This is a genomic window from Cohnella baijiui, assembly GCF_020731285.1.
In the GTDB taxonomy this organism is placed as follows: domain Bacteria; phylum Bacillota; class Bacilli; order Paenibacillales; family Paenibacillaceae; genus Cohnella.
Genome location: NZ_JAJFOW010000002.1, coordinates 305710 through 328281, shown reverse-complemented (window position 1 = coordinate 328281; position 22572 = coordinate 305710). Strand labels below are relative to the sequence as shown.

The following is a 22572-nucleotide window of genomic DNA, read 5'->3' as shown; positions in this document are numbered from 1 at the left end:
AATGAACCAAGAATCTCAGGGAGGTGGAGTCATGATCCGAAAGTTTATATCGGCCTTGACGGTTACTATGCTATTGACCAGTGCAATGGTCGCCTGTTCCAAGGGGAGCAACATCGAAGAAAGCAAGGGAATGGATGGAACTCAATCGCCAACGGCGACAGCTTCCGAATCTACATCGCCAGTTAGCAGTTCCGGGAAATTCGACCCGCCCGTCACGATTACGACGGCAAGACCGGTCGCTTCAGACGTTGTGTACAAAACGGGAGAAGACACGAAAAACAATGTCCATATCCAATGGGCAAAGGACAAGTTAGGCATCAATATTGATTATATCTGGACAGTGGGCACGTATGACGCTTACCACAATAAGATCAAGCTTGCCCTGGCTTCGAACGAGCCGCTGCCAGATGTATTCATCGTCGAAGATGCGCAGCTCGCCAAGCAAGTTATGGAATCCGGACGGGTGATGGACATCGGCGAAGCCTATGAAAAGTATGCAAGCGAGCGAATGAAGAAAATGTACGAAGAAAACCCGACTGCCTGGCAATCCGTCTCCAAGGACGGCAAGAAATATGGGATCCCGATCCTTCAAACCGGTGCCGGAGAAGACCCGATCCTGTGGATCCGCCAAGATTGGCTGGATAAGCTTGGCATGAAGGCGCCGACTACAATGGAGGAGCTGGAAACGCTCATGGATGCGTTCGTGAACCAAGATCCGGACGGCAACAACAAGAAGGATACGGCGGGCATCGCTTTGACGCTTCGCGACGGCTTCAGCTCCTGGGTGGATGGCAAATTCGTCTTTGGCGCGTACAGCAAGGATGGCGTACTTCCTAAGTATTGGCACGAGAACGCCGATGGGCAACTGGAATACGGCTCGATCAACCCGGATATGAAGAAGGGATTGGCCAAGTTCCACGAATGGTACGAGAAAGGTTATCTGTTCGAAGACACGGGCGCGGCGGATTTGTTCGCCGCATTCGAGAAGTTCAATCAAGGCAAAGTAGGAATTATTGCCGGTCCGTATTGGATGGGCGACTGGCCACTGCCCGATGTTTTCAAAAACGTGCCGGGCGCAAAGATTAAGCCGTACCCATTGCCGACAGGACCCGAAGGCGTACATGCGCCGGGCGAGCGACTCGTGAAGAGCCGCATGTTCTTTAACAAGAAATTCGAACATATGGATGCGTTCTTCAAGTACTACGATGAGACGCTCGGTTATTGGTTCAATGACGAGAATTCGGACTTCAAGTACGGCTTTGCCGAAGGCTACGATTACGTGCTGGAGAACGGGAAAGCCGTCTACGATCCGGAGAAGCTGCCGGATGGCTATATCAATGCCGGCAAGTACATGCTTAGCTGGAATCCTCCGAATGTTCCGTTCGTAGAACTAAACGTATATAAGGATCTGGCAACGGGCAAGACGCCGGAAACGTATCTGGAGAAAAAGTTAGCCGGCCTGCCGCCGCTGAAGGTCGAAGGAGGCGCCATATTGGCCAATGATCTCGACAAATCGGTCCATGACAAGTTCGTCGGCGCCCCGACCAAGACAATGGAAAGCAAGGGTGTCATGCTTGATAAGCTTGAGAATGAAACATTCGTCAAAATCGTATACGGCAAGCTGCCTTTGGATGACTTCGACAAATTCGTCGCCAATTGGAAGTCGTCGGGCGGCGACCAGATTACGAAGGAAGTCAACGAGTGGTACCAGTCCGTTAAATAATCGACGGAGTGAAATCTGAATAAACAATCCGTTCAAGTTAGGAGGTCATGTCTCGTGCGATGTTCAACGGGTTACGAACGTTGCGATCGAACAGCCGGACAATATGCCGCTCGGTATGTGGAAGACGGAATGCTGGTTGGTCTGGGAAGCGGAACGACGTTCTATTGGACGTTGCTCGAGCTGGCAGACCGAATCAAGGGCGGACTAAAGATGAAGGGGATTCCGACTTCGCTAGCAACGGAGAGGCTTGCATTCGAGTGGGGAATACCGCTCGCGAGTTTCGACGAATGTCCGCGTCTGGATCTGTATATTGACGGCGCGAAAGAAATCAACCCTCGCAAAGAAATGATCAAGGGCGGCGGGGGTTCCTTCCTCCGCGAGAAGCTGGTCGCCGAAGGTGCAGACCGCCGAATTATCGTCGTGAACGGGAATAAGCGGGTGCTGCGATTGGGCAGCATCGCCGTTCCGGTCGAAATCGTGCCTTTCGGGTCGGAGTGGACGCTTGCGAAGCTTCGGGATCTGGGCTGCAAGCCGGTGTTTAGAACCGTACAGCAGCAATTTGTTGTTTCGGATAACGGCAATTATATGGCAGATTGCGATTTCGGCCCCGTGCCTAACCCTGCTGATTTGCACCGAAAGGTGAAAGCGATTACGGGTGTGGTGGAAACCGGCTTGTTCGTGGGAATGGCCGACGAGGTGATTATCGGCGGAGAAAGCGGAGTTGAAATATGGAAGTAAGCGGGAAGATAGCATGAGGGCATTATTTCATTTTAGAAGGAGTTGTTTGCCTTGAGAAAACTGAAGGTTGGACTAATTGGTCTAGGCGAAGTGGCGCAAATTACCCACTTGCCAATCTTGGAAAATTTAGCGGATCGTTACGAGATCGCAGCGCTATGTGATATTTCCCCGGAATTGCTTCGCGTATTGGGAGAAAGATACCGAGTAGGGAACTTATATACGGATGCTAAGCAATTAACGGAGCAGGCTGATCTCGATGCTGTGTTCGTCCTCAACAGCGACGAGTACCATGCGGAATGTGCGATTCATGCGTTGCGCAATAAGAAACACGTGCTGATCGAGAAACCGATGACACTTAACCAGACCGATGCGGACGCCATGATCAAGGCAAGAGATGAAGCGGGCGTGCAGGTCATGGTTGGGTATATGCGGCGATTTGCCCCGGCGTTCATGGAAGCGGTTGAGGAGCTGAAGACGCTGGGACCGATTCAATACTCCAAGGTTCGCGATATCATCGGACAGAACCGTCTCATCATTGAGCAGTCGAGCACGGTGTACCGTTTTTCCGACATTCCGCAGGAGGCGATAAATGATCGCTGGACGAGGCGCGCGGCGATGATCAAGGAAGCAATCGGTGACGTTCCGAAGGACATATACAACGCGTATGGATTGCTCTGCGGCTTGAACAGCCATGATTTATCCGCGATGCGCGAGTTGCTCGGTATGCCGAAGCGCGTAGTGTCGGCGAAGCAGTGGAACGGCGGCGGTTATATTACGGCGATTCTCGAATTCGACGGCTATTATGCGACGTTCGAGACCGGGGTGGACGATCAAAGGCGGTTCGATGCACATATTGAAGTGTTCGGGCGTTCCAAGTCGCTAACGATTCAATACAACACGCCGTATATTCGCCACTTGCCGACGACGCTGAATGTGAAGGAGACGGTTGGCGAGGCTTATATCGAAGCAACGAATCGACCCACGCTGAAAGATCCGTATACGGTCGAGCTGGAATATTTCTACGAGGTTGTCACAAAAGGAGTCGCTCCAAAGACGACGCCGGAAGATTATAAGAACGATCTTGTTATTTTCAAGATGATAACCGATGCCCTACTCGCTAACGAATAAACGTACGAAGGAAGCAAGGCGTCGATTTGGCGGGTAACCATTGCGTCACTGTCTAATCGACAGCAAGTAAAGCATGGGGCATCGGGCAACCGTGCCCTTTGTTTGTTAACGGCATGCGGCCGCCGGAGGACGGGCAATACGCCATACCTGCGTTTTCCGGTTATGATTCTGACGGAAATTCGGCTGGTTCTATGCTTGTCCTATTAAATAACGGAAAGCTCGCTTTGGATATTCTTATATTCAATTGTCGGATTTGACCATTCATTATACGGCGCCTTGATGGGCCGAATATCAAAATAGCACAAAATACGTTCCGATAAAACAAGAAATCGGAACGTATACCTCCCTATACTCAAGACAAGAGATGCAACCCAATCGAAGGTCCTGCATCTCGATCGCAAAACGAAGGGAGAAGGTTGAAGGTGGCTAAATTGACCGCGCAGGAAGTCGCATTCTATCGGGAGCACGGGTATCACCTTTACAAGAAGCCGCTGTTCTCGGCTGAAAAAATGGCGAAGCTGGAAATGATATTTGAAGAACAGCTGGCACAGAAAGGTTCCAAGTTGTCGGACGAATTGGATACGCCGCACTTCCGCGATCCCCGCCTGCTCGAGTTTCTGCTGGCGGACGAAGTGCTCGATCTGGTAGAGCCGCTCATTGGACCGGACATCATGCTGTGGTCGAGCCACTTCATCTGCAAGGAACCTTTTAAAGGTCGCCAAACGCCTTGGCACGAAGACTCCGCCTACTGGAACGGTCGCTTCGACAAGTACGACAACATCGTGACGGTCTGGCTGGCGATCGATCGTAGCAACAAGGAGAACGGTTGCATGCGCGTCATTCCAGGCACTCACCATAATGGATTTTCCGAATACGAGTCGGTGGACATGTCAGTCAACACTTTTCATGCGGAAATCAAAAACATCGAAGAAGAAAAAGCGGTCTATTTCGAGCTCGAGAAAGGCGAATGTTCGCTTCACGATTCGCGGATCATTCACGGAGCGACCGCCAACACGAGCCCGTATCGCCGCTGCGGCTATACGATGCGATTTCTGTCGGCGGATACGAAGGTAATCCCGGAGAAGAACGAGAACTGGCAAATTTTCTTGGCTCGCGGCAAAGACCGCGCCGGTAACCAGTACGTCAACGTGAAATGAATGGGCGTTGCTCACCGTCAGGGTAAGGGCATGTGCCCTTACCCCTTTTACGGTTGATTTGTGATTACGGGCACAGGAAGGATGAGGCCAACATGGAACGCGGGATTTATTTTGACGGATGGTATCGGGACGAGCACTGCTTCCACCCGAGCCTACCGATGCGCAGGATGCAGATGGTGGAAGATTTGAAGGATTACGAAGCGACGATTCTTGTTTGGTCGGCCCTCGGGGGAGGCAGCTTGTCCCTTCCATACTTGGAGGAGGAAGCCTTTGGCGAAGTGCCCTCAAGGCTTCGCGTGTACGGTTACATGAACGATCAAGAATTCATCCGGGAATGCGGCAAACACGGCATCAAAGTGTTCGGCGTCGTGTTCGAGGTGCAAGGCTGGGAGTTTCCGGCCGAAATCAGCGAGGACGAGACACGGCTGCTCGGGTTGAACATGATGCGAGGCCAGGGCAAGAAAGATTGGTACGGCCTGCGCGAGTTCAGCCAGGACAAATACCCGAAGTTGTTCCCGAAGACGTTTCGCGATTATTTCCCGGACGGTCTGATCAACAGCGACGGCGAACAAGTGACCGACCTGTGGGAAGAATGCGCGGCGCGCAAAATGGACGGAACCCCCGTTCACGCCGCCTGGGTAGAAGTGGTCGGCCACGAGCAGATCTGCTACCAGATGTGCCGCAACAATCCGGTGTGGCGTGCTTATTTGAAGAAAATCATCGATATCCAGATCGACGCGGGCGTGCACGGCGTCCATCTCGACGAATGCGAGCTTCCGATCACCGCAATCGGCTACGGCGGCTGCTTCTGCAAGGATTGCATGAAGCAATTCACTGCATACCTGATCGATCGCCAGGCGCTCGGCAATCTGCCGCCCGCCTTGCAGAACATGGACTTGAATACGTTCCATTACGGGGAGTACCTGAAGGGGTTAGGGGCTGAATTCCCGGGCAAAGCATCCGAAACGCCGTTCTTCACGGAATATTTCCAATTCCAAATGAAGGTCATGACCGGTTACTTCAAAGAACTGACCGATTATATCCGCTCCTACGGCCGCTCCAAAGGCCGGGACGTGCTCGTATCCGGCAACTTCTTCCATGTCATGCACCAGTACATGCCGCTGCAGCCGGAGGTCGACATCATCGCCACCGAGATGCGCAACACCCTATACCGACAAGCTTATTGGTATCGCTACGCCAATGGTTTCGCGGGCGGCAAGCCTATGACCGTCGTTGAAAATCCGTATGGCGGCATCGTGCCGGAACTTCTGGAGAACCTGAAGGCCGGCAGGATGGCCGAACAATTCCAGCTCATGCTGCTGGAGGCGACAACGTTCGGATGCAATTTGTCCGTCCCTTACGGCGGCTGGATGGGCAACACGATCCGCGACGCGTTCTACGCGCCGAAGGAGCCGACGATGGCCGTCCAGAAATTCCTGAAGGCGAAGGAACATCTCATCTCCCATGATTCCGGAGCGGAAATCGTCGTGAATTACAGCTATCCGAGCTACTACTATCGCGAGAACGATGCGGCGGAGAACGATCCGAACCAGGCGACGATGCTGTCGCCGACGATGAACAAGGACGTCGTGATGCCGTTCTGGGACATCATCAAGGGACTGAGCAAGCAACACGTGCCGTTCGACGTCCTGATCTCATCGGACGGAGCCCTGTTCAGCGACGCGTTTACGCTGGCGAAGCTGCGGCCGTACAAATGCCTCGTGCTGCCGGACAACAACAAGATGACACCTGATCAACTAAGAACCGTGCTCGACTATTTAGATGCAGGCGGCAAAGTCGTCGTTTACGGACGATTGGCCGACGAGATGGGGGACGCCGATCTTGCAGCCCGCATCCTGACCCATGATGGAACGGTACGGTGCGATCCCGCCGAGAAGCTGTACGGCTTCGTCACGTCGATCCGGGATGTACTCCCGGACAGGAAGTTCCAGATCGAGGTCGAAGGACACCCGGACATCGGCCTGCATCCGCACCGTCTGGGGGGCGGCGAAACGGCGGTCCATCTCGTCAACTATCAGTTTAACCGCGATCAGGACCGGGTCATTCCGGTCGAACGGGCCGTATTCCGCATGAGGACCGACCGTTCGGTGACCGACGTCATCGTTCATACGCTCGGCGAAAAACGATTGCACGCGGATTGGAGCTATGAGGACGGTTACTTGACCGTTTCCATTCCATCGATGCCGCTGTACGCGCTGATCGAATGCAAATCCGAGGGGTGATCGGAGATGCGGGTTTTGCGCTTCAAATCACTATGGGAATACGTCGGGTTCGAGGGTTCGCCGCTCGCGATCCGAATGCCCGCGGATATTGGGACGACATTCGAACGGATCGCGCGAGCCGGCTATCAGGGCGTCGAATGTCCGCTTCCGGTCGCGGACCAGGAGCCGCTGTTCCGTCAGCTTTTGCGGGAATATGGTTTGTCGTATATCGCCCAGGTACTGACGGACGGTCCGGATCACGCCACTTCCTTCGATCTACAAGTGAAACGGGCTTCCGCATTCGAGCCGTTTTTCATCGTCTCGCAGAGCGGCAAAGACAGCGATTCGCCGGAGCGGCAGCTCGCGTTTTTCGAACGGGCGTTGCAGACGGAAGCTGAAATCGGCATCCCCGTCGCCCATGAGACGCACCGGGGGCGGGCGCTGTATACGCCGTGGCATGCGGCTTATCTCCTCGGCCGTTTGGAACGGCTGAAATTGAACGCGGATTTCAGCCATTGGTGCTGCGTCGCGGAGTCGCTGCTGGAGGAGCACGAAGAGCGGATGACGCTCGCTTGCCGTCGTTCGCTCCACATTCACGGCCGGATCGGGCACCGGGAAGGTCCCCAGGTGGCCGATCCGCGCGCTCCCGAATACGGTTACGAGCTGTCCGTCCATGAAGGCTGGTGGAAGCGGGTCGTGATGGAGCGGATTTCGCAGGGAGCCGAAGCTGTCACGTTTACGCCCGAGTTCGGACCGCCCGGTTACATGCCGACGCTGCCATATACGAAGCAGCCGATAGCCGATCTGTGGGAATTGAACCTGTGGATGGCGGATCGGTTCGAGCGGCTCGCCGGCGAAGCCGCAGCAGAATGGAAGGAGGAACGTGGATGACCCCGACGATACCGACGCCGATTTCCCGGGAGGAAGCGAGAAGCCGGACAATCGACATGTTGTCGCGAAGCGGAATCGTCCTCACCGAGGAGGAGCAATCGCAGGTCGAGGTCGCGGATATGGGCCTTGGCGAGCTGCATCTATGCGGGCTGCAGCTCATCACGTACGTGAACACGGACCGATATTGCGCGAAGGACTTGGTGCTGCTGCCCCGGCAGACATGCCCGGAACACAGACACCCGCCGCTCGGACCGAACAACCCGGGCAAGATGGAGACGTTCCGCTGCCGTTGGGGCAAGGTGTACCTGTATGTCGAAGGGACACCGGCAGCGTCGCCGAAAACGAAGCCGCCAGTCGGAAGCGAGACTTACTATACCGTCTTCCATGAAGTCGAGCTCCGCCCCGGCGAGCAGTATACGATCCCGCCCAATACGCTCCACTGGTTTCAGGCGGGAGACGATGGGGCAGTCGTCTCCGAGTTTTCCAGTATGAGCCGAGACGAATCCGACCTTTTCACCGATCCGCGCATTCGGCGGGATGCCGGCTTGTGAACGGGCTCGGAGGGTTCCGCAACGTTCGCGTCCGTGCGGCGGTAAGCGCAATCAAGCATAACAACAATCCCCCGTCCGCGACGGGGGATTGTCATGCACCTATCTTCATTCAGCTTCAAAAAGTCTCTCTCCGCGATGCAGCCGCCATGCAGTGCGTGCTGTATGCGGCATCTCCCGCGCTGTCGGGGCATGGGCGGCCAGATAGCGAGCGCATGCGATCAGCATTGTATTTGCGGCGCGATCAGCCAACGCGTCAGTCCCCCGCAAAGAATGCCAATGGTCGTATTCGGCAATGGCGGCTTCGTACATTTGGTACGTGTGGAATTCTGCATCTTCGCGCAGCAGACTATGACCTAGTGCATGGAGCAATGGCGAATGGTCGCGACCGGAGTCCAAATAGGCAGCTACCCAGCCCGCCGCTTCTTCCACTTGCTGCCGCCGATCCAACAGCGACAATAAATCCTCCGTCGGCGCTTCAACCATGCCTTCCGTATATTCTTCCTTCTTTGGTTTGGGAGCGCGCGGAACATTGAGGAAGCGGTCGTGATAAATCGCAACGGCCCCGTAAAACAAAGCGCGATGCAACAATGGGTTCTTCGAGCGCAGCAGCCTTTCATGCACAGCATGAGTATAGGTGAAGGTATGCAGCACGGCAATCCAATCCCCAAAGTCATTCTGGGTATGGAAACGCACAATGCGTTCCGCAGCCGCCAAAGCCATCAACCGAGCCAGTCGTGCAGGATCGAGGCCGCCCAGCAAAGCGTCGGCCATTTGCTGAATCGTGGCAAGAGGCTGATCGCCAAGCAGTTGTTCTACGAAGGCTTCTTCGTCAAAGGGAACATTGGAAGCCTCAGCATGTGCAGGGGTAGATAATCCTTCGCGCTGCAACCGCTCGAATGTTATCTTCAGCGGCGTGACAAGATCGACCGGCGATTGCCAATGGTGCTGCTCCTCACTGCGCGAGGGGTTACTCAGCAGAGGCGCAAGCGCGGCGAGAATGGGTTCGGCTGCATCCGGCCCAATGGCTTCGAGCGTTTCGAATGCTTTATTATGAAAATCGAACGTATGCCCTCCGTCCAGATAGAAATGGTCCGTGACAGCAACGAGCATCATGTCTGCGAGCTGATCAGGAGACACTTCAGCGGTGATCGCGGTCAGCAACACTTTTTCCGCACCTTGCGAATCACGTACTTCCACGCAGCTGCGATACCAGTCTGCCAGCCGTTTGGCTGATGCGTCCGCAGACGGCAACGGACCGAGCAGCCTCCGGGGAGCGCGGCCAGCTCCGGCACGGGCAACGTGTACCAGACCGTGGTACAGTGCCAGAATACGCCCGGACTTATCCAGCTTTGGCAGCACGTTGCGCATGGCTGCCAGTATAGTCAAGCCGCTGCCCCAGCCGCCGCTTTGCGATGTCCCGAACAAGATGCCGACGCGCACAATCTCGTCCTCGGATACGCCTGCTTCGATCAGGCCGACGACAGCTTTGGCGATGACAATACCAATGTTTTGCTCCAAGCCTTCGCGCAACCGTTGATTGAGCTTCTCAATCGTCATGGTTCGCCGCGGCGCTAGGTTTACCCACACTTCCCCGTTTTCGATCTTGACCTCATGAGCCAGCGCATCGTCTGCCCAAGGATCGAGCGTGCCGCCGCTGCAGATGTCAAAGCGCGCATGGTGCCAGTGGCAGGTCAATATGCCGTTGCAGAGACTTCCCAAATGGAGTGGAAACCCAAGATGCGGGCAGCGATTGTCCACTGCCGCCGCTCCTTCCTCATGGGCGAATACGGCGATTCCCCCTTTGATGACTTTAGCGCCATCTGATCTCAGTTGGTCTAGCGTGCCGGCAGAAATCCATTCATCCGTACGCATTGTTTCTCCTCCTTCATGATTGGAGTTAATCAGAAGACCGGCGATAGACAAACTTGTCCGCAAAGGTTAACGACAAATGGAAACCTGCTTAATAAATCTTGGCTTGTTGAATGATGGAACAACTTTACAATAGCTTCTTTGCCCCTCTATTTCAATTTTATTTTGGCAGCTTCCAGGTCAGACATACTGGATATGGAGGCTATAGCGAGGCTGAAGATCGGACAATAACACAACCCTTATTTTTGAAAATTACATATACTGGAACAAGATCGGGTAAGGAGGTGGTATAAAAAACATGAGTGTCTTCGATACAGGGCCAATTGATAACCGGGTTTTTCCCCGGACGACCGAGCTGACCATAAAGCTGTTTAATACCGGGCGGGAGCCCGCCCTCGCATCGATTCAAGCTTATTCGGTTGCTCCGAACGGTTCCGGATTTCAGACTCCTGTCGTGTATACGTTGTATGTTGTTTCCCTGTCTCCATTCGGAACGGCCGGCAGCGTCTTTTCGTTGGATCCCGTTTTTGCCGATTTAGACGTCTATGGAGTTAGAATTGTGACGGGCGGTCTGGGGGCCGACAATGTCACCGTTACGGCGACGCTGCGCGACGGCGGTCAAAATGAGGTCGGGGACCTTATTTTGCGTGGCGAACAAACGGCTATCGAGAATCTGTTCTTTGCTTATAATGCCAATATCGATCAGGATACGATTACGGTTATCGATACCGCAAACCAATCGGTAGCGGCCACTATCGCGCTGCCTGCGGGAAGCCAGCCCATCGCCGTGGCGATCACACCGGACGGCACGAGGGTGTTTGTCGCCAATTTCAACAGCAGCTCGTTGTCGGTTATCGGCACGCAATCGAATACCGTTTCGGCAACTGTTCCTATGGCTCCGGGAAGCCAACCGATTTCGATCGCCATGACACCGAACGGCTTGCGGGCGTACGTCGCCGATTTCCAAGGCTCGGTGGCCGTCATCGATACGATTACCAATTCGATGATCGCTGCGATTCCGCTGGGAGCGGGAAGCAGGCCGTTTGGTATTGCCGTTACGCCGGACGGAACGCGAGCCTATGTCGCCGACCTAGGCCTCAACGCAGTCATCGTCATCGATGTGCCGATGAATGCGATCGCAGACCTCGTTCCTTTTCCGGCCAACTCGCTTCCAGACGCCGTCGCGATTACCCCGGATAGTTCTCGTGTCTATGTCGCGAATCAGGGAAACGATACGGTATCGGTTCTCGATACGGCGACAAACGCCATCCTATCGACGATATCTCTCCCGCCAGGCTCGATTCCGTTCGGCATCGCTGTCCATCCGGACGGATCGCGGGTTTACGTCGCAAGTAACGTCAACAATTCCGTTACGGTCATCAATACGTTCACGAACGAAGTGCTGACCGATATTCCGACTCCAGGCCGGCCGGTGTCCGTCTCGGTCACCTCCGACGGCAGACTCGTCTATGTCTCCTCTCAGGTAAACAACGCGGTGACGGTCATCGATACGGCTAGCAATTCAGTTGCGGCGAATCTAGCCGCCGGCTTTACACCTCGGTCGATCGCCGCCACCCCGATTCTGCCATTGTGACTTTAGTGCAAGGACGTCTCGGGGATGTCGACGGTTTAAGCGGTAATTTTATGCGGCCCTCCGACTAGCGGGAGGCTTTTTTTGCTTTTCCGGGACCGTACAAAGGTCCAAGCAACGCTCGCTCTTTTTCAATAATGGAAGAGTCAAATATCAGATGGGAACTTGGAATGAACTAAAGTGGAGTTCATGCAACAGAGCCGTCCATGGGGAAAGCAATCTAAGACGAATCGAAAATAGAGCCAAGGATTTTGATTAATGCTCATCGGGAAGCATGCACCATGTTCCGATTTGACAAGCGGCCGTGAAGCTGGACCAAGATAACAAGTGAAGAAGTTGCACATCTTCGGGATAGGCCATTCTGAATAATCGAATCAATTCCTCATCGACCTGGTAGGGGGCAATGGCGGTAAGCAGCGCGAGCTTGGCTGCGGTACGGGACGCCCCGGATAAACGTTCCACGGCATGCTCCGCCCATTGTCGGCTCAAGCCAGGGTCCTTGCCGTCCCAATGCGCAAGGTACCGTTGAACAACCATGCGCGCGTTTGGATCCAGGGCGCTCTCTCCCGCGGCGTTTGCGGCAACGGACAGGCAGGCGAATGCCCGGCTGATCGCAGAATGCGGTCTTGCCCAACGCAGGTTGTCCGGCAAAAGGGCTTCCGGCAAAAACCGCAGCGATTCTCCGGGCTGTTTTCTTCTCCTCACGGTGGACGACAAATAAACCGCCCCGGCCTTCATAAAAACGGCTTTTAAAAAAGCGTTCTTCGGAATGGATGTTGGGTGTTGCAGCACATCCATCATTCGGTTGATGTAGTTGTTGATCACGACAGTTCCGATGATTTCAGGCGCCTCTTGTTCGGAAAAAGGCCGGCGGATCAGGCCCGGCGAACCGGGCGAACGCGTCTCGAGCGTCCACTCGATGATCGCTCTCCTATTGGCGTCCTTGATTTCGTGTACGGCGTTTTCTTTTATTTTTTTGGCAACGGCCTTGTTCCCAGCGGCAGCCAACAATGTGCTATGCGCATCCACACAGAATGGACATTCATTGCGTTTGGAAACCGCGAGGGCAACGGCTTCCTTCATATCCCGGGGAACTGCACCAACGAGTTGGGTCTCTCTCAACGCCGCCCATACCGCTGCAAATAAAGCCGGAGAGGGGGAGTGCATGTGGAAGATGTCCCCAATCAGCCCGAAGTCCCTTTGAATTTGTTTGTAAATAGGCTGGAATGATTCGTTAGCTACCGGTTGGATATATTTGATCATACGAGTCCTCCCATGCATCAGAATGATATTTGTACATAGATAATAGTTGTATAAATACAATTATGTATCGGTTTGTTTTGGATGTCAATAGTGCAAACATGCAATTGTTGCATATATGCAGATTTCCGCAGTATACTGGGGAAAACCATAATCGGGTGAGCGCGATGAATCCTTCCCTATTGGGCGAATTATTCAATGAAATCCTCATTAAGTCGACTATTCTCGTATCGGACAAGTCCTTTATTGACGATTTGACCCCCAGACAAGTCCATATCGTGATGGATATCGGCACGAATGTGCTCAGACACGGCGAGCTGGCAGGCAGGCTGGGCGTTGAACCTTCGACGCTTACGCGCACATTGGATCCGCTTGTCAAAAAGGGACTCGTTGACCGCCAACTGAACCCGGACAATCGCAGAGAAGTATTAATCAAGCTTTCGTACGACGGACGTTCGGTATTGAACAAAATTCACGAGAAGATGAACCGGGGCTGTGCCGAACTATTGAAGCACGTTCCGGAGCAGCAATTGAAACCGATGGAAGATAGCGTTACGTTGCTGCTAACGATCATGAGACAATTTCATTTCAAGCACGAATAACGAAGCTAATCTAGTCTACATTTCGATGGCCTCCGCGATGGTTCGGATTCCCCGTTCAATCTCCTCTTCTTTGACCTGCGATACGTTTAGCTTTAGCAAGTTTGCTTTTGGAAAAGAAGATAAATAATGCTTGTCGATCGGCTCCAGAAGAATGGACTGTTTTTTGAGCCGGGCTAGCAGAGGGGGGAGCGGCAATTTAGGTGGCAGGCAGATGTGCGTATGAATGCTGGGCTGCGCCGGAGGGGAAAAAGTGAACCGTCCATTGCTCCGCTCGGCGCACTCCTGCAAGCAGGCCGCCATAATGGTGGCCCTGCGGGTATAGGAGGTGCGGATTTTCTCCTTGTGCCGTTCGAACATGCCGCTCTTCAGATAGATTTCCAGCGCGCCTTGCGACAACATGGAGCTATCGATATCCTGAAGCTTTTTGGAATGAACGAAGGCGCCGACCAGCGATTCCGGAACGACGGCCACCCCGATGCGCAAGCCGGGAAAGATGATTTTGGAATAGCTTTTTAAATAAATGACGCGGGATGAGAGGTCATAGGCATAGAGGGGATCTCTTTTCCGATCTTGTTCCAAATCGGCCATCTGATCGTCCTCGACGATAAATACATCGTATTTTCGCGCCAATTCGGCTATTTTCTCTTTCTCCTGCCTGGAGTAGGAAGTGCCAAGCGGATGATGAAACCGCGGCATCGTATAGAACAATTTAATATTTTCGGTACGAAAGATCGTTTCCAATTGCTCCAGATCGATTCCTTCCGCCGTTCTTTGAATGCCGAGGGCGGGGACGCGCCCGTTTTCCAAGAGCGCGAGGAACAAATGATAGCAGGGCTGCTCCACCAATATCTTCGTTTTTCGATTCGGAAAAGGAAGCGCAGCGAGGATGGCTAGCGCCTGCTGGATGCCGGATGTAATGACGATATTGCGCTCGTTTGCGAATACCTGGTGGCTGGCCAGATGTTTTTGCACGACGCGAATCAACGACGGCAGCCCTTGCAGCGTGCCGTAACGGAACAAGTTGTTTTTGTAGGTATCGATCGCTTTATTGATGCAGTGCTGGAAATCCAAGTATGGAAAAACGTCGGGATCGGGCGTGGAGGCGGCAAAGTCGATGAACGAAGATGAGGCCTTTTGTTCTTCTCCAGGGGCCCCTTTTACCACGTAATAGCCGCTTTTGGGGATGGAATAAATCATATGGCGTTTTTCGAGCTCGGAGAGCATGCGGAGAACGGTGCTCTTGCTGCAACCATATTGCGTTGTCAATGCTTGAACGGAAGGGAGCTTGTCTCCTTCTTTGAATAGGCGGCGTTCCAACTTGCTCTCCAATTCATTGAGCAGGTGCTGATATTTATACATAAAAAGCCCCTTTACGCACGATCTATACCGGTATAGATCGTGTTTTTCCTCATTGTACCGCTTCGTTCGGACAAATACGATAAATGTAGCCGATCGACTGGCAAGCGGTCGTCTTTATTCGAAGAAAGGCGGGACGGTCATGATTCAAAATCACAGCAAGAAGGCATATTTCGCTGCAGTAGGCAATGCGTGTATCGTCGGATTGTCTTTCCTATTCGTCAAGACGGCATTGGCCGAAGCCGATCCGATCGATACGTTGTCGCACAGGTTTACCGTATCCCTCGCGGCCCTATTGGTTGCGGTTTGGATTGGATGGATGAAAGTAAAAGTCAAGGCGAAAGATGTGCTTTCCATTTTGCCGCTGGCTGTCTTCTACCCTGCGCTTTTCTTTGCCTTCCAGGCTTTTGGCATGGTGAATGCGACTTCATCCGAAGCGGGTATCATTCAGGCGACGGTTCCGATCTTTACGATGGCGTTGGCGGTTTATTTCTTGAAGGAGCAATCCAGCGCATGGCAAAAAGCATCTATTTTCCTATCGGTTGCGGGCGTCGTCTACTTGTTCATCGGAAACGGGTTCCATTTGGAAACGGCGAATATCAAGGGAACGGTGCTTATTCTGCTGTCCGTACTTTCTCTTGCGGGTTATAGCGTATGGGCCAGGAAGCTGGCGCGAACATTCAAGGCGGCGGATTTAACGATGGTGATCATCGTGATCGGATTCCTTGTTTTCAACAGTTTGTCCGTCATTCGTCATCTGACAAATGGAACGCTTTCCAGCTTTTATATCCCGTTTCAAAAGCCGTTGTTTACCTTGTCGATCCTCTATTTGGGCATCTTGTCCACGCTGGTCACCGCTTGGTTGTCCAACTTCGCTTTTTCAAAAATCGAGGCGACCAAGCTAAGCGTATTTAATCATTTGGCTACATTGGTCGCTCTTGCCGGCGGCGTCGCGTTTCTGGGAGAAAAACTGGCGTATTCTCATCTCATCGGAGCAGGTCTTATTATTTTGGGCGTTACGGGAGCCAACTTCCTCAAGACGTCAAAAGAAAACGCACGGGACCATTAATGATGCGGAGATCAAATTTCGGTTGACTAATCATTTGTATAAATATAATATTTGTATAAATACAAATGAATGAAGGAGAGGAAGTGTAGCCATGAACGTTGCACATCGTGCAAGTGTTTTCTTCAAATGGCTGGCCTGGATTTTTGCCGTCGGCATTCTCGTTCAAGTGCTTTTTGCCGGCATGGCCTTGTTTTACGATACGAAGCATTGGACCGATCATTCGAGCTTTGCGACTTACATCTCCCTGGTTCCCGTGCTCATGCTCGTGACGGCATTCGCCGCCCGCCTGCCGACGAAGCTTCGCGCGCAGACCGGCATGCTGATCGGCATGATCGTCCTCATTGTATGGAGCGCTATGTTCTCGTCGGAAATCGGATGGTTTGCCGCGCTTCACCCGGTTATTGCGCTCTTGTTGTTTTTTAGAACGATGGCCATCATCCGGCTCACCGCCGAATGGATGAAATCGGAACGATGACAAGGGAGAGAGAGGATATGTTTATTCAAGTTGCCGAATTGCGCAAGAGTTATCCGAGCGGCAATACGCGGACGGACGTACTGAAAGGAATCAGCATGAGCCTTGAACAAGGTGAAATCGGCGTCATTCTCGGGCCTTCCGGCTCGGGGAAATCGACGTTGCTCCATATTCTCGGCGGACTTGACGGCGGCGACTCCGGAGAGGTTCGCGTCGATGGGGTCGATATTTCACGACTTCATGATCAACAGCTGGCCGGTTATCGAAGGGAACGTATCGGTTACGTCTTTCAATTTTACAATCTGATTCCGAATCTCACCGTCGGCGAAAATGTAGAGGTCGCAACGTATATCAGCAAGTCTCCATTGGCGTTGGATCGAGTCTTGGAAGCGGTAGGCCTGCTGGACAAAAAAAACAGATTTCCGACAGAACTGAGCGGAGGCGAGCAGCAAAGAGTCGCCATTGCAAGGGCCGTCGTCAAAAATCCGCGGCTTCTGCTATGCGACGAACCTACGGGAGCGTTGGATTCCGCTACATCCAGGGATATTCTTGAACTTCTTCAGCATGTCAATCGAACGTACGGTACCACGATTCTGATCATTACGCACAATACGGCAATCAGCCGCATGGCCCACCGTGTTTTCAAAATGAAGGACGGGGCGATCTTGGAACAAGCTGTGAACGAGACCGTGATTTCCGCGGAGAGGATGGAATGGGAATGATACTGGACCGCCGAATCAAGCGAACGTTCGCGGCGAACAAAGCCCCGTACATCAGTTCATTTATACTGATCATGGCGAGTTGTCTTCTCTTCACAACCTTTCTGTTGCTAACCGGAAATATGAAGGCTCTTTCCGATTCATTTAAGCATGATTATGCGCTCGAGGACGCTCACTTTACGACCGACAAAAAGCTGGATGGACTTTCGGAATGGGAATCCGCTTACCGAATCCGTATCGAAGAAAGTGCTTATTTCGACGAGGAGATCCAACATGGCCCCGTATTGCGCGTGTTTGCCGAGAGCGAGTCGCTAAATCGATACGCGGTTAGAGAGGGACGTCGATTAAGCGGCGGAGATATCGTCATCAACCCTACGTTCGCGAAAGCAAATCAGATCCGGATTGGCGACAGCATCCGGATCAAAGACGTTAGCTTCAAGGTGTCGGGCTTGATCTCGCTGCCCAACTACATCTATCCGTTAAAAAAAGAAAGCGACTTGTTGATCGACGAAAACAACTTCGGATTCGCAGTGATCGGCAAGGAGGATTATGCCCGCTTCCCGTCGGGTACCCATGATTACAGCGTAAGGGGAGCAGGCAGCGAGAGCGAGACGGATCGGAACCTTGCTCATTTCAAGAGCGCGTTAAAGGACCGAAACATTGCCATTCTGCAATGGACGGACGTTGCCGATAATCCTCGGGTGACGCGCGTCGCGGCGGAAATTGCCGGCATCGAAACGGTGGGCTCCATCATCCCCATTGCCATTCTGCTTCTAACCAGCGTATTGACGGGGACGGTATTGTGGCGGATGCTGCAGCGGGAAGCGGGGATGATGGGAACTTTGTACGCGATCGGTTATACCAAATCGGAATTAACGAGGCACTATTTGAAGTACCCGATCCTCCTCTCGCTGTCGGCGTCGGTCATCGGAACGTTGTTGGGGATGGCGGCGCTGCGCCCGATGCTGGTGACCATGACTGCCAATTACAACATGCCGCTTGACGGCATGAATTACAAGGTGAGCATCTTACTGGCGAGCGTGATGATGCCTCTCATCCTGTTGACGGCAACCGGCTATACCGTCGTGCGAAGAGGCTTGAAAAGCACCCCGGTCGAGTTGATCAGAGGAAGATCGGGAACGCGAAGAATCGGGTGGCTGGAAAGAAGGGTAAAACTCGGATCGCTCGGTTTCGCAACCAAGTTTAAAGTCCGGGAGCAGTTCAGAAGTATCCCCCGCAGCCTGTTCTTATTGCTAGGCGTTGCGCTTGCCACGACGCTGCTGCTGTTTGGCTTTACGATCCAGAGCTCATTGGATTCCTGGATGAGAGCCGATTCCGTTTACAAGTATAAGCACGAGTATATTTTTAATTCATTCCAACAAGGAACGGCACCCGGGGACCCCTTCTCCTTGGCCTCATTTAAGCTGAAGCAGGGCGAGGGCAAAAGTCTGACGGTATTCGGGATCAATCCCGATACGAAGTCGATTTACTTGGAGGATGGAAAAGGACATGCATTCCATTACGACGGCGTCATTGCGACAAAACCGCTCGCGAATCGGCTGCGGTTAAAGCCTGGCGATTCGATTGAATTGGAAGGAAAGACGGATTCCAGAACGTATACCGTTACCGTCGACCGTATTGCAGACAGCTATAACGGCGAGTTTATCTACATGCCCTTGGCCGAATTCAATGATATGCTGCATTACCCTAAGGACAGTTATTTGGGCATATGGAGCAAGGATCATCTGGATATTCCCGAAGAGAAGCTATTCAGCGCTTTGTCGATCGAGGATGTTCAGAAGGCCTACAACTCCTTCTCGCGGCGATTGCAGGTCGTGCTTGGAACGACATCCGCGATTGCATTTCTCATCGGACTGACTGTCATTTTCGTTGTAACGAGTTTGATAATGGAAGAGAATAAAGGGACCATCTCCATGATGAAGGTGCTCGGGTATAACAAAAAAGAGGTCAACAGATTGATTCTAAACAGCTCCGCCTATCTCGTTGCGTTCGGTTTTCTGCTCGGCATTCCGCTGTTGTTCGTTTCCCTTTCCGCCATGTTCCGGTTGATCGCCCAGAGCACGGACTTCAACATGCAAGTTCAAATCAACTTTGTATATCTGTTGCTCGGATTTGTCATCGTGTACGTCATGTATGGGTCAACCAAGCTTTTAAGCCGCCGGAAAATAAAAAAAATACCGCTTGGCGAGGCTCTGAAGCCCGGCTTGGAGTAGTCGCAAAAAATGATGTTCAGGGCTATCCAAAAACGGGGCGGAACAAATTAAATAAAGGGACTCGAAAACTCTTCTTCGGAAGGGTTTTTATTTTTATGTTTGGGGATGAGATGTTTTTCCTGGCTAATGAAGTTGACAAAAAGAAACGTCATCGATATTATACCCATAGGGGTATATGTATAAAGCGAAGGATGATAGCCTTTCGTGCGAATACCCTGAGATGACTTCAGAACGAATTCATATTCAAAGGAGGTTTTCGCATTGCTGGAAATCAAGTCAAATCAAACGCTTGATTGCAAAGGTCTTGCTTGCCCGATGCCGATCGTGAAAACGAAGAAGGCGATGGATCAACTGGAGGCAGGCCAAGTCATTGAGGTTCAAGCAACGGATAAGGGTTCTCTTGCGGACATTCAGGGATGGGCCAAGAATACGGGCCACCAGTATCTGGGGTCTTTAGAAGAAGGGAATGTGCTGAAGCATTATCTTCGCAAGTCCAGCTCGATCGAAATCAGGGAAGAGAAGAATCATCCGCATGTCGAATCGGCCGAAGAGCTGCAAAGGAAGCTGGCTGCAGGCGAGAAAGCGACGGTCCTCGATGTACGGGAGCCTGCCGAATATGCGTTCGATCGGATTCCAGGCGCCTTATCCATTCCGCTCGGCGAGCTTGAAAGCCGCATGCATGAACTGAATCGGGACGACCCTATTCATGTCATTTGCCGAACGGGCAACCGCAGCGATCTCGCCTGCCGGATACTCGCCGAGAAGGGATTTAAGAACGTGAAGAATGTTGAAGACGGCATGTCCGGATGGACTGGACCGACCGAAAAGAATCATAAAAACATGTAAAGGGGAACGTAAGATGGAGGCCGCAACAGAACTGAACATCATGACGGCCAAAGAGCTCGCTCGAATCGTCTTGGCCAAGGAAGAGCTATTTATTCTCGATGTTCGCAACGAGAACGACTTTAACGACTGGAAGATCGAAGGGGAAAGCATCGATATCCTCAACATTCCTTATTTCGAACTTTTGGATGGTGTCGATGAGGCGATGAATCGGATCCCGGTCGGCAAAAAATTGCTTGTTGTTTGTGCGAAGGAGGGATCTTCCAAATTCGTCGCAGAGCAAATGGTCGAAGCAGGCCGAACCAACGTGCACTATTTGGCAGACGGCATGAAGTCGTGGAGCGAGCATCTGGAACCGGTGAAAATTGGCGGCTTGAAAGACGGCGGATCGCTATACCAATTCGTGCGGATCGGCAAAGGCTGCCTGTCTTATATGGTGATCTCGGACGGTGAGGCTGCCGTCATCGACACGCTTCGAATGACCGATTTGTATGCAAGATTCGCTAAGGAGCAAGGCGCGAAAATCAAGCATACGCTCGACACGCACCTGCATGCGGACCATATTTCCGGCGGAAGGAAGCTGGCCGAAGAGGAGGGGGCTACGTATTGGCTGCCGCCGAAGGATGCAGGCGAAGTAACTTTCTCCTATGAGAAGCTGGAGGAAAGCCGGCAGATTACGGTGGGGAATTCGACGATTCGTATTCAGCCGATTTACTCCCCGGGTCATACGATCGGCAGCACGTCTTTTATTATTGACGATTGCTACCTGCTCACCGGAGATATTCTATTCATCGAATCGATTGGACGCCCCGACCTCGCCGGCCAAGCGGAGGATTGGACGGGAGATCTTCGCGAAACGCTGTACAAGCGATACAAAGAATTGTCGCAGGATTTGACCGTCCTGCCCGCTCACTTCGGCAAAGTCACCGAATTGGGCGAAGGCGGCCGGGTGATGGCCAAGTTATCGGATCTTTACCGCAACAATCCGGGCCTCAACATTCAGGATGAAGATGCCTTCCGGCGAACGGTCACCGAGAACCTGCCGCCACAGCCGAATGCGTACCGGGAAATCCGGCAGACGAACATGGGCAAGTTGATGCCTGACGAAGACGAGCAGCGTGAAATGGAGATCGGCCCGAACCGCTGTGCGGTTCACGATCGATAAACATTTCAGCTTATTTCAAGCCATCGTAGACAAACGTTACGCCAAGCATGCAGTAGATTTCTTCCTTATAGTGTCCCTGAGGACAGGATTTGATGCAGTTGTTATATGATAGCCCATTTTGCAGTCTACGCATATTGTTATTTGTTAACGGAGCGAGCCGCCGGATCAGAAAGGAGGAGGAACCGATGGATATTTTGCTCTTTGTCGTCATGATCGTGCTCGGTCTGGCGGGCTCCTTCTTTTCAGGCTTGTTGGGGATCGGCGGGGCGATCATTAACTATCCGCTTCTACTATATGTGCCCTCATTATTCGGCGTTGCCCGATTCACGGCGCACGAAGTGTCTTCCATCAGCATGTTTCAAGTCTTTTTTGCTTCCCTGGCAGGGGTGTTGGCCTCTCGGAAGAAAAACAAAGCCGGTTCTTCGGTATTGCACAAAGGACTCGTTTTCTATATGGGAAGCAGTATTTTGGCGGGGAGCCTGATCGGCGGCTTTGTATCCAGCAAGTTGCATGGCGACATCATCAATCTGATGTACGGGATTCTTGCCGTTATTGCCGTCATTCTGATGCTGCTTCCGCGCAGAGGGACCGAAGAGCTAACGGACGATCTTCCTTTCAATAAAATGATCGCTGTCGGTACCGCTTTTGTCGTGGGTTTGGTGTCGGGTATCGTAGGTGCCGGAGGCGCATTCATTCTCATTCCGATTATGCTTGCCGTTCTCAAAATCCCGACGCGTACGACGATTGCGTCCTCGCTCGCCATCGTTTTGATATCCGCGATTGGCGGAGTTGTCGGGAAATTATCCGGGGGCGATATTCCGCTCTGGCCGACTTTCTTTACGGTGATCGGTAGCCTGATCGGCGCTCCGCTCGGTTCCAAGGCAAGTTCGAAAATCAACGTAAAGCTGCTGAGATACGGATTGGTTGCGTTGATAGCCCTTACCGCGATAAAAGTCTGGGCATCTATCCTATAGTATAAAAA

The 22572-nt window shown here is 52.7% G+C and carries 19 protein-coding genes; 16 read left to right on the top strand and 3 right to left on the bottom strand.

Going from position 1 to position 22572, the window contains the following annotated elements:
• Positions 1–130: 130 nt before the first annotated feature.
• From LKX83_RS03200 to LKX83_RS03170, 7 genes are all read left to right on the top strand, one after another.
• The gene (locus tag LKX83_RS03200) at positions 131–1723 is read left to right on the top strand and encodes an extracellular solute-binding protein (protein ID WP_227880727.1); all 1593 of its coding nucleotides are present in this window, start codon (positions 131–133) and stop codon (positions 1721–1723) included.
• A gap of 54 nt (positions 1724–1777) precedes the next feature.
• Positions 1778–2461 (top strand): ribose-5-phosphate isomerase RpiA, encoded by a 684-nt coding sequence (gene rpiA, locus LKX83_RS03195; protein ID WP_227880726.1) that lies wholly within the window; start codon positions 1778–1780, stop codon positions 2459–2461.
• A 51-nt stretch (positions 2462–2512) separates the two neighbouring features.
• Positions 2513–3589 (top strand): Gfo/Idh/MocA family protein, encoded by a 1077-nt coding sequence (locus LKX83_RS03190; RefSeq protein WP_227880725.1) that lies wholly within the window; start codon positions 2513–2515, stop codon positions 3587–3589.
• A gap of 422 nt (positions 3590–4011) precedes the next feature.
• Positions 4012–4746 carry a phytanoyl-CoA dioxygenase family protein gene (locus LKX83_RS03185; RefSeq protein ID WP_227880724.1) on the top strand — a complete coding sequence of 245 codons (735 nt, stop codon included), beginning with the start codon at positions 4012–4014 and terminating at the stop codon, positions 4744–4746.
• Between the two features lie 92 nt (positions 4747–4838).
• Positions 4839–6989 (top strand): hypothetical protein, encoded by a 2151-nt coding sequence (locus tag LKX83_RS03180; protein ID WP_227880723.1) that lies wholly within the window; start codon positions 4839–4841, stop codon positions 6987–6989.
• A gap of 6 nt (positions 6990–6995) precedes the next feature.
• Positions 6996–7859, top strand: a complete 864-nt coding sequence (locus tag LKX83_RS03175; protein ID WP_227880722.1) for a sugar phosphate isomerase/epimerase family protein — start codon at positions 6996–6998, stop codon at positions 7857–7859.
• Positions 7860–7915: 56 nt separating this feature from the next.
• Positions 7916–8410, top strand: coding sequence for a D-lyxose/D-mannose family sugar isomerase (locus LKX83_RS03170; RefSeq protein ID WP_227880816.1), 495 nt, complete (start codon positions 7916–7918; stop codon positions 8408–8410).
• A gap of 105 nt (positions 8411–8515) precedes the next feature.
• Here the strand turns inward: LKX83_RS03170 and LKX83_RS03165 are convergent, their stop codons facing one another.
• Positions 8516–10282: a Rieske (2Fe-2S) protein gene (locus LKX83_RS03165; RefSeq protein WP_227880721.1), complete on the bottom strand. Its 1767-nt coding sequence runs from the start codon at positions 10280–10282 to the stop codon at positions 8516–8518.
• Between the two features lie 295 nt (positions 10283–10577).
• Here LKX83_RS03165 and LKX83_RS03160 point away from each other — a divergent pair, with 295 nt between their 5' ends.
• Positions 10578–11873, top strand: a complete 1296-nt coding sequence (locus tag LKX83_RS03160; RefSeq protein ID WP_227880720.1) for a YVTN family beta-propeller repeat protein — start codon at positions 10578–10580, stop codon at positions 11871–11873.
• A 252-nt stretch (positions 11874–12125) separates the two neighbouring features.
• On the opposite strand, the gene LKX83_RS03155 is transcribed toward LKX83_RS03160, so the two are convergent.
• On the bottom strand, positions 12126–13133 hold the full coding sequence (locus LKX83_RS03155) for a carboxymuconolactone decarboxylase family protein (protein ID WP_227880719.1): 1008 nt from the start codon (positions 13131–13133) through the stop codon (positions 12126–12128).
• Positions 13134–13297: 164 nt separating this feature from the next.
• Between LKX83_RS03155 and LKX83_RS03150 the strand changes: the two genes are divergently transcribed.
• Complete coding sequence (locus LKX83_RS03150) at positions 13298–13732, top strand: MarR family transcriptional regulator (RefSeq protein ID WP_227880815.1); 435 nt, start codon at positions 13298–13300, stop codon at positions 13730–13732.
• Positions 13733–13747: 15 nt separating this feature from the next.
• On the opposite strand, the gene LKX83_RS03145 is transcribed toward LKX83_RS03150, so the two are convergent.
• Positions 13748–15091 carry an aminotransferase-like domain-containing protein gene (locus LKX83_RS03145; protein WP_227880718.1) on the bottom strand — a complete coding sequence of 448 codons (1344 nt, stop codon included), beginning with the start codon at positions 15089–15091 and terminating at the stop codon, positions 13748–13750.
• Between the two features lie 139 nt (positions 15092–15230).
• On the opposite strand from LKX83_RS03145, the gene LKX83_RS03140 reads away from it, so the two are divergent.
• The 7 genes from LKX83_RS03140 to LKX83_RS03110 all read left to right on the top strand — a co-directional run bounded on the left by LKX83_RS03140 (position 15231) and on the right by LKX83_RS03110 (position 22564).
• Entirely contained in the window at positions 15231–16157 is a 927-nt protein-coding gene (locus tag LKX83_RS03140) for a DMT family transporter (RefSeq protein ID WP_227880717.1), read from the top strand.
• 91 nt (positions 16158–16248) lie between these two features.
• Complete coding sequence (locus LKX83_RS03135; protein WP_227880716.1) at positions 16249–16632, top strand: DUF6220 domain-containing protein; 384 nt, start codon at positions 16249–16251, stop codon at positions 16630–16632.
• Between the two features lie 17 nt (positions 16633–16649).
• Positions 16650–17351, top strand: coding sequence for an ABC transporter ATP-binding protein (locus LKX83_RS03130; protein WP_227880715.1), 702 nt, complete (start codon positions 16650–16652; stop codon positions 17349–17351).
• 497 nt (positions 17352–17848) lie between these two features.
• Complete coding sequence (locus LKX83_RS03125; RefSeq protein WP_227880714.1) at positions 17849–19582, top strand: ABC transporter permease; 1734 nt, start codon at positions 17849–17851, stop codon at positions 19580–19582.
• A 264-nt stretch (positions 19583–19846) separates the two neighbouring features.
• Positions 19847–20428, top strand: coding sequence for a sulfurtransferase TusA family protein (locus LKX83_RS03120; protein WP_227880814.1), 582 nt, complete (start codon positions 19847–19849; stop codon positions 20426–20428).
• Positions 20429–20441: 13 nt separating this feature from the next.
• Positions 20442–21590, top strand: coding sequence for an MBL fold metallo-hydrolase (locus tag LKX83_RS03115; RefSeq protein ID WP_227880713.1), 1149 nt, complete (start codon positions 20442–20444; stop codon positions 21588–21590).
• 185 nt (positions 21591–21775) lie between these two features.
• A complete protein-coding gene (locus LKX83_RS03110; protein WP_227880712.1) occupies positions 21776–22564 on the top strand; it encodes a sulfite exporter TauE/SafE family protein in 789 nt (262 codons plus the stop codon).
• Positions 22565–22572 lie beyond the last annotated feature (8 nt).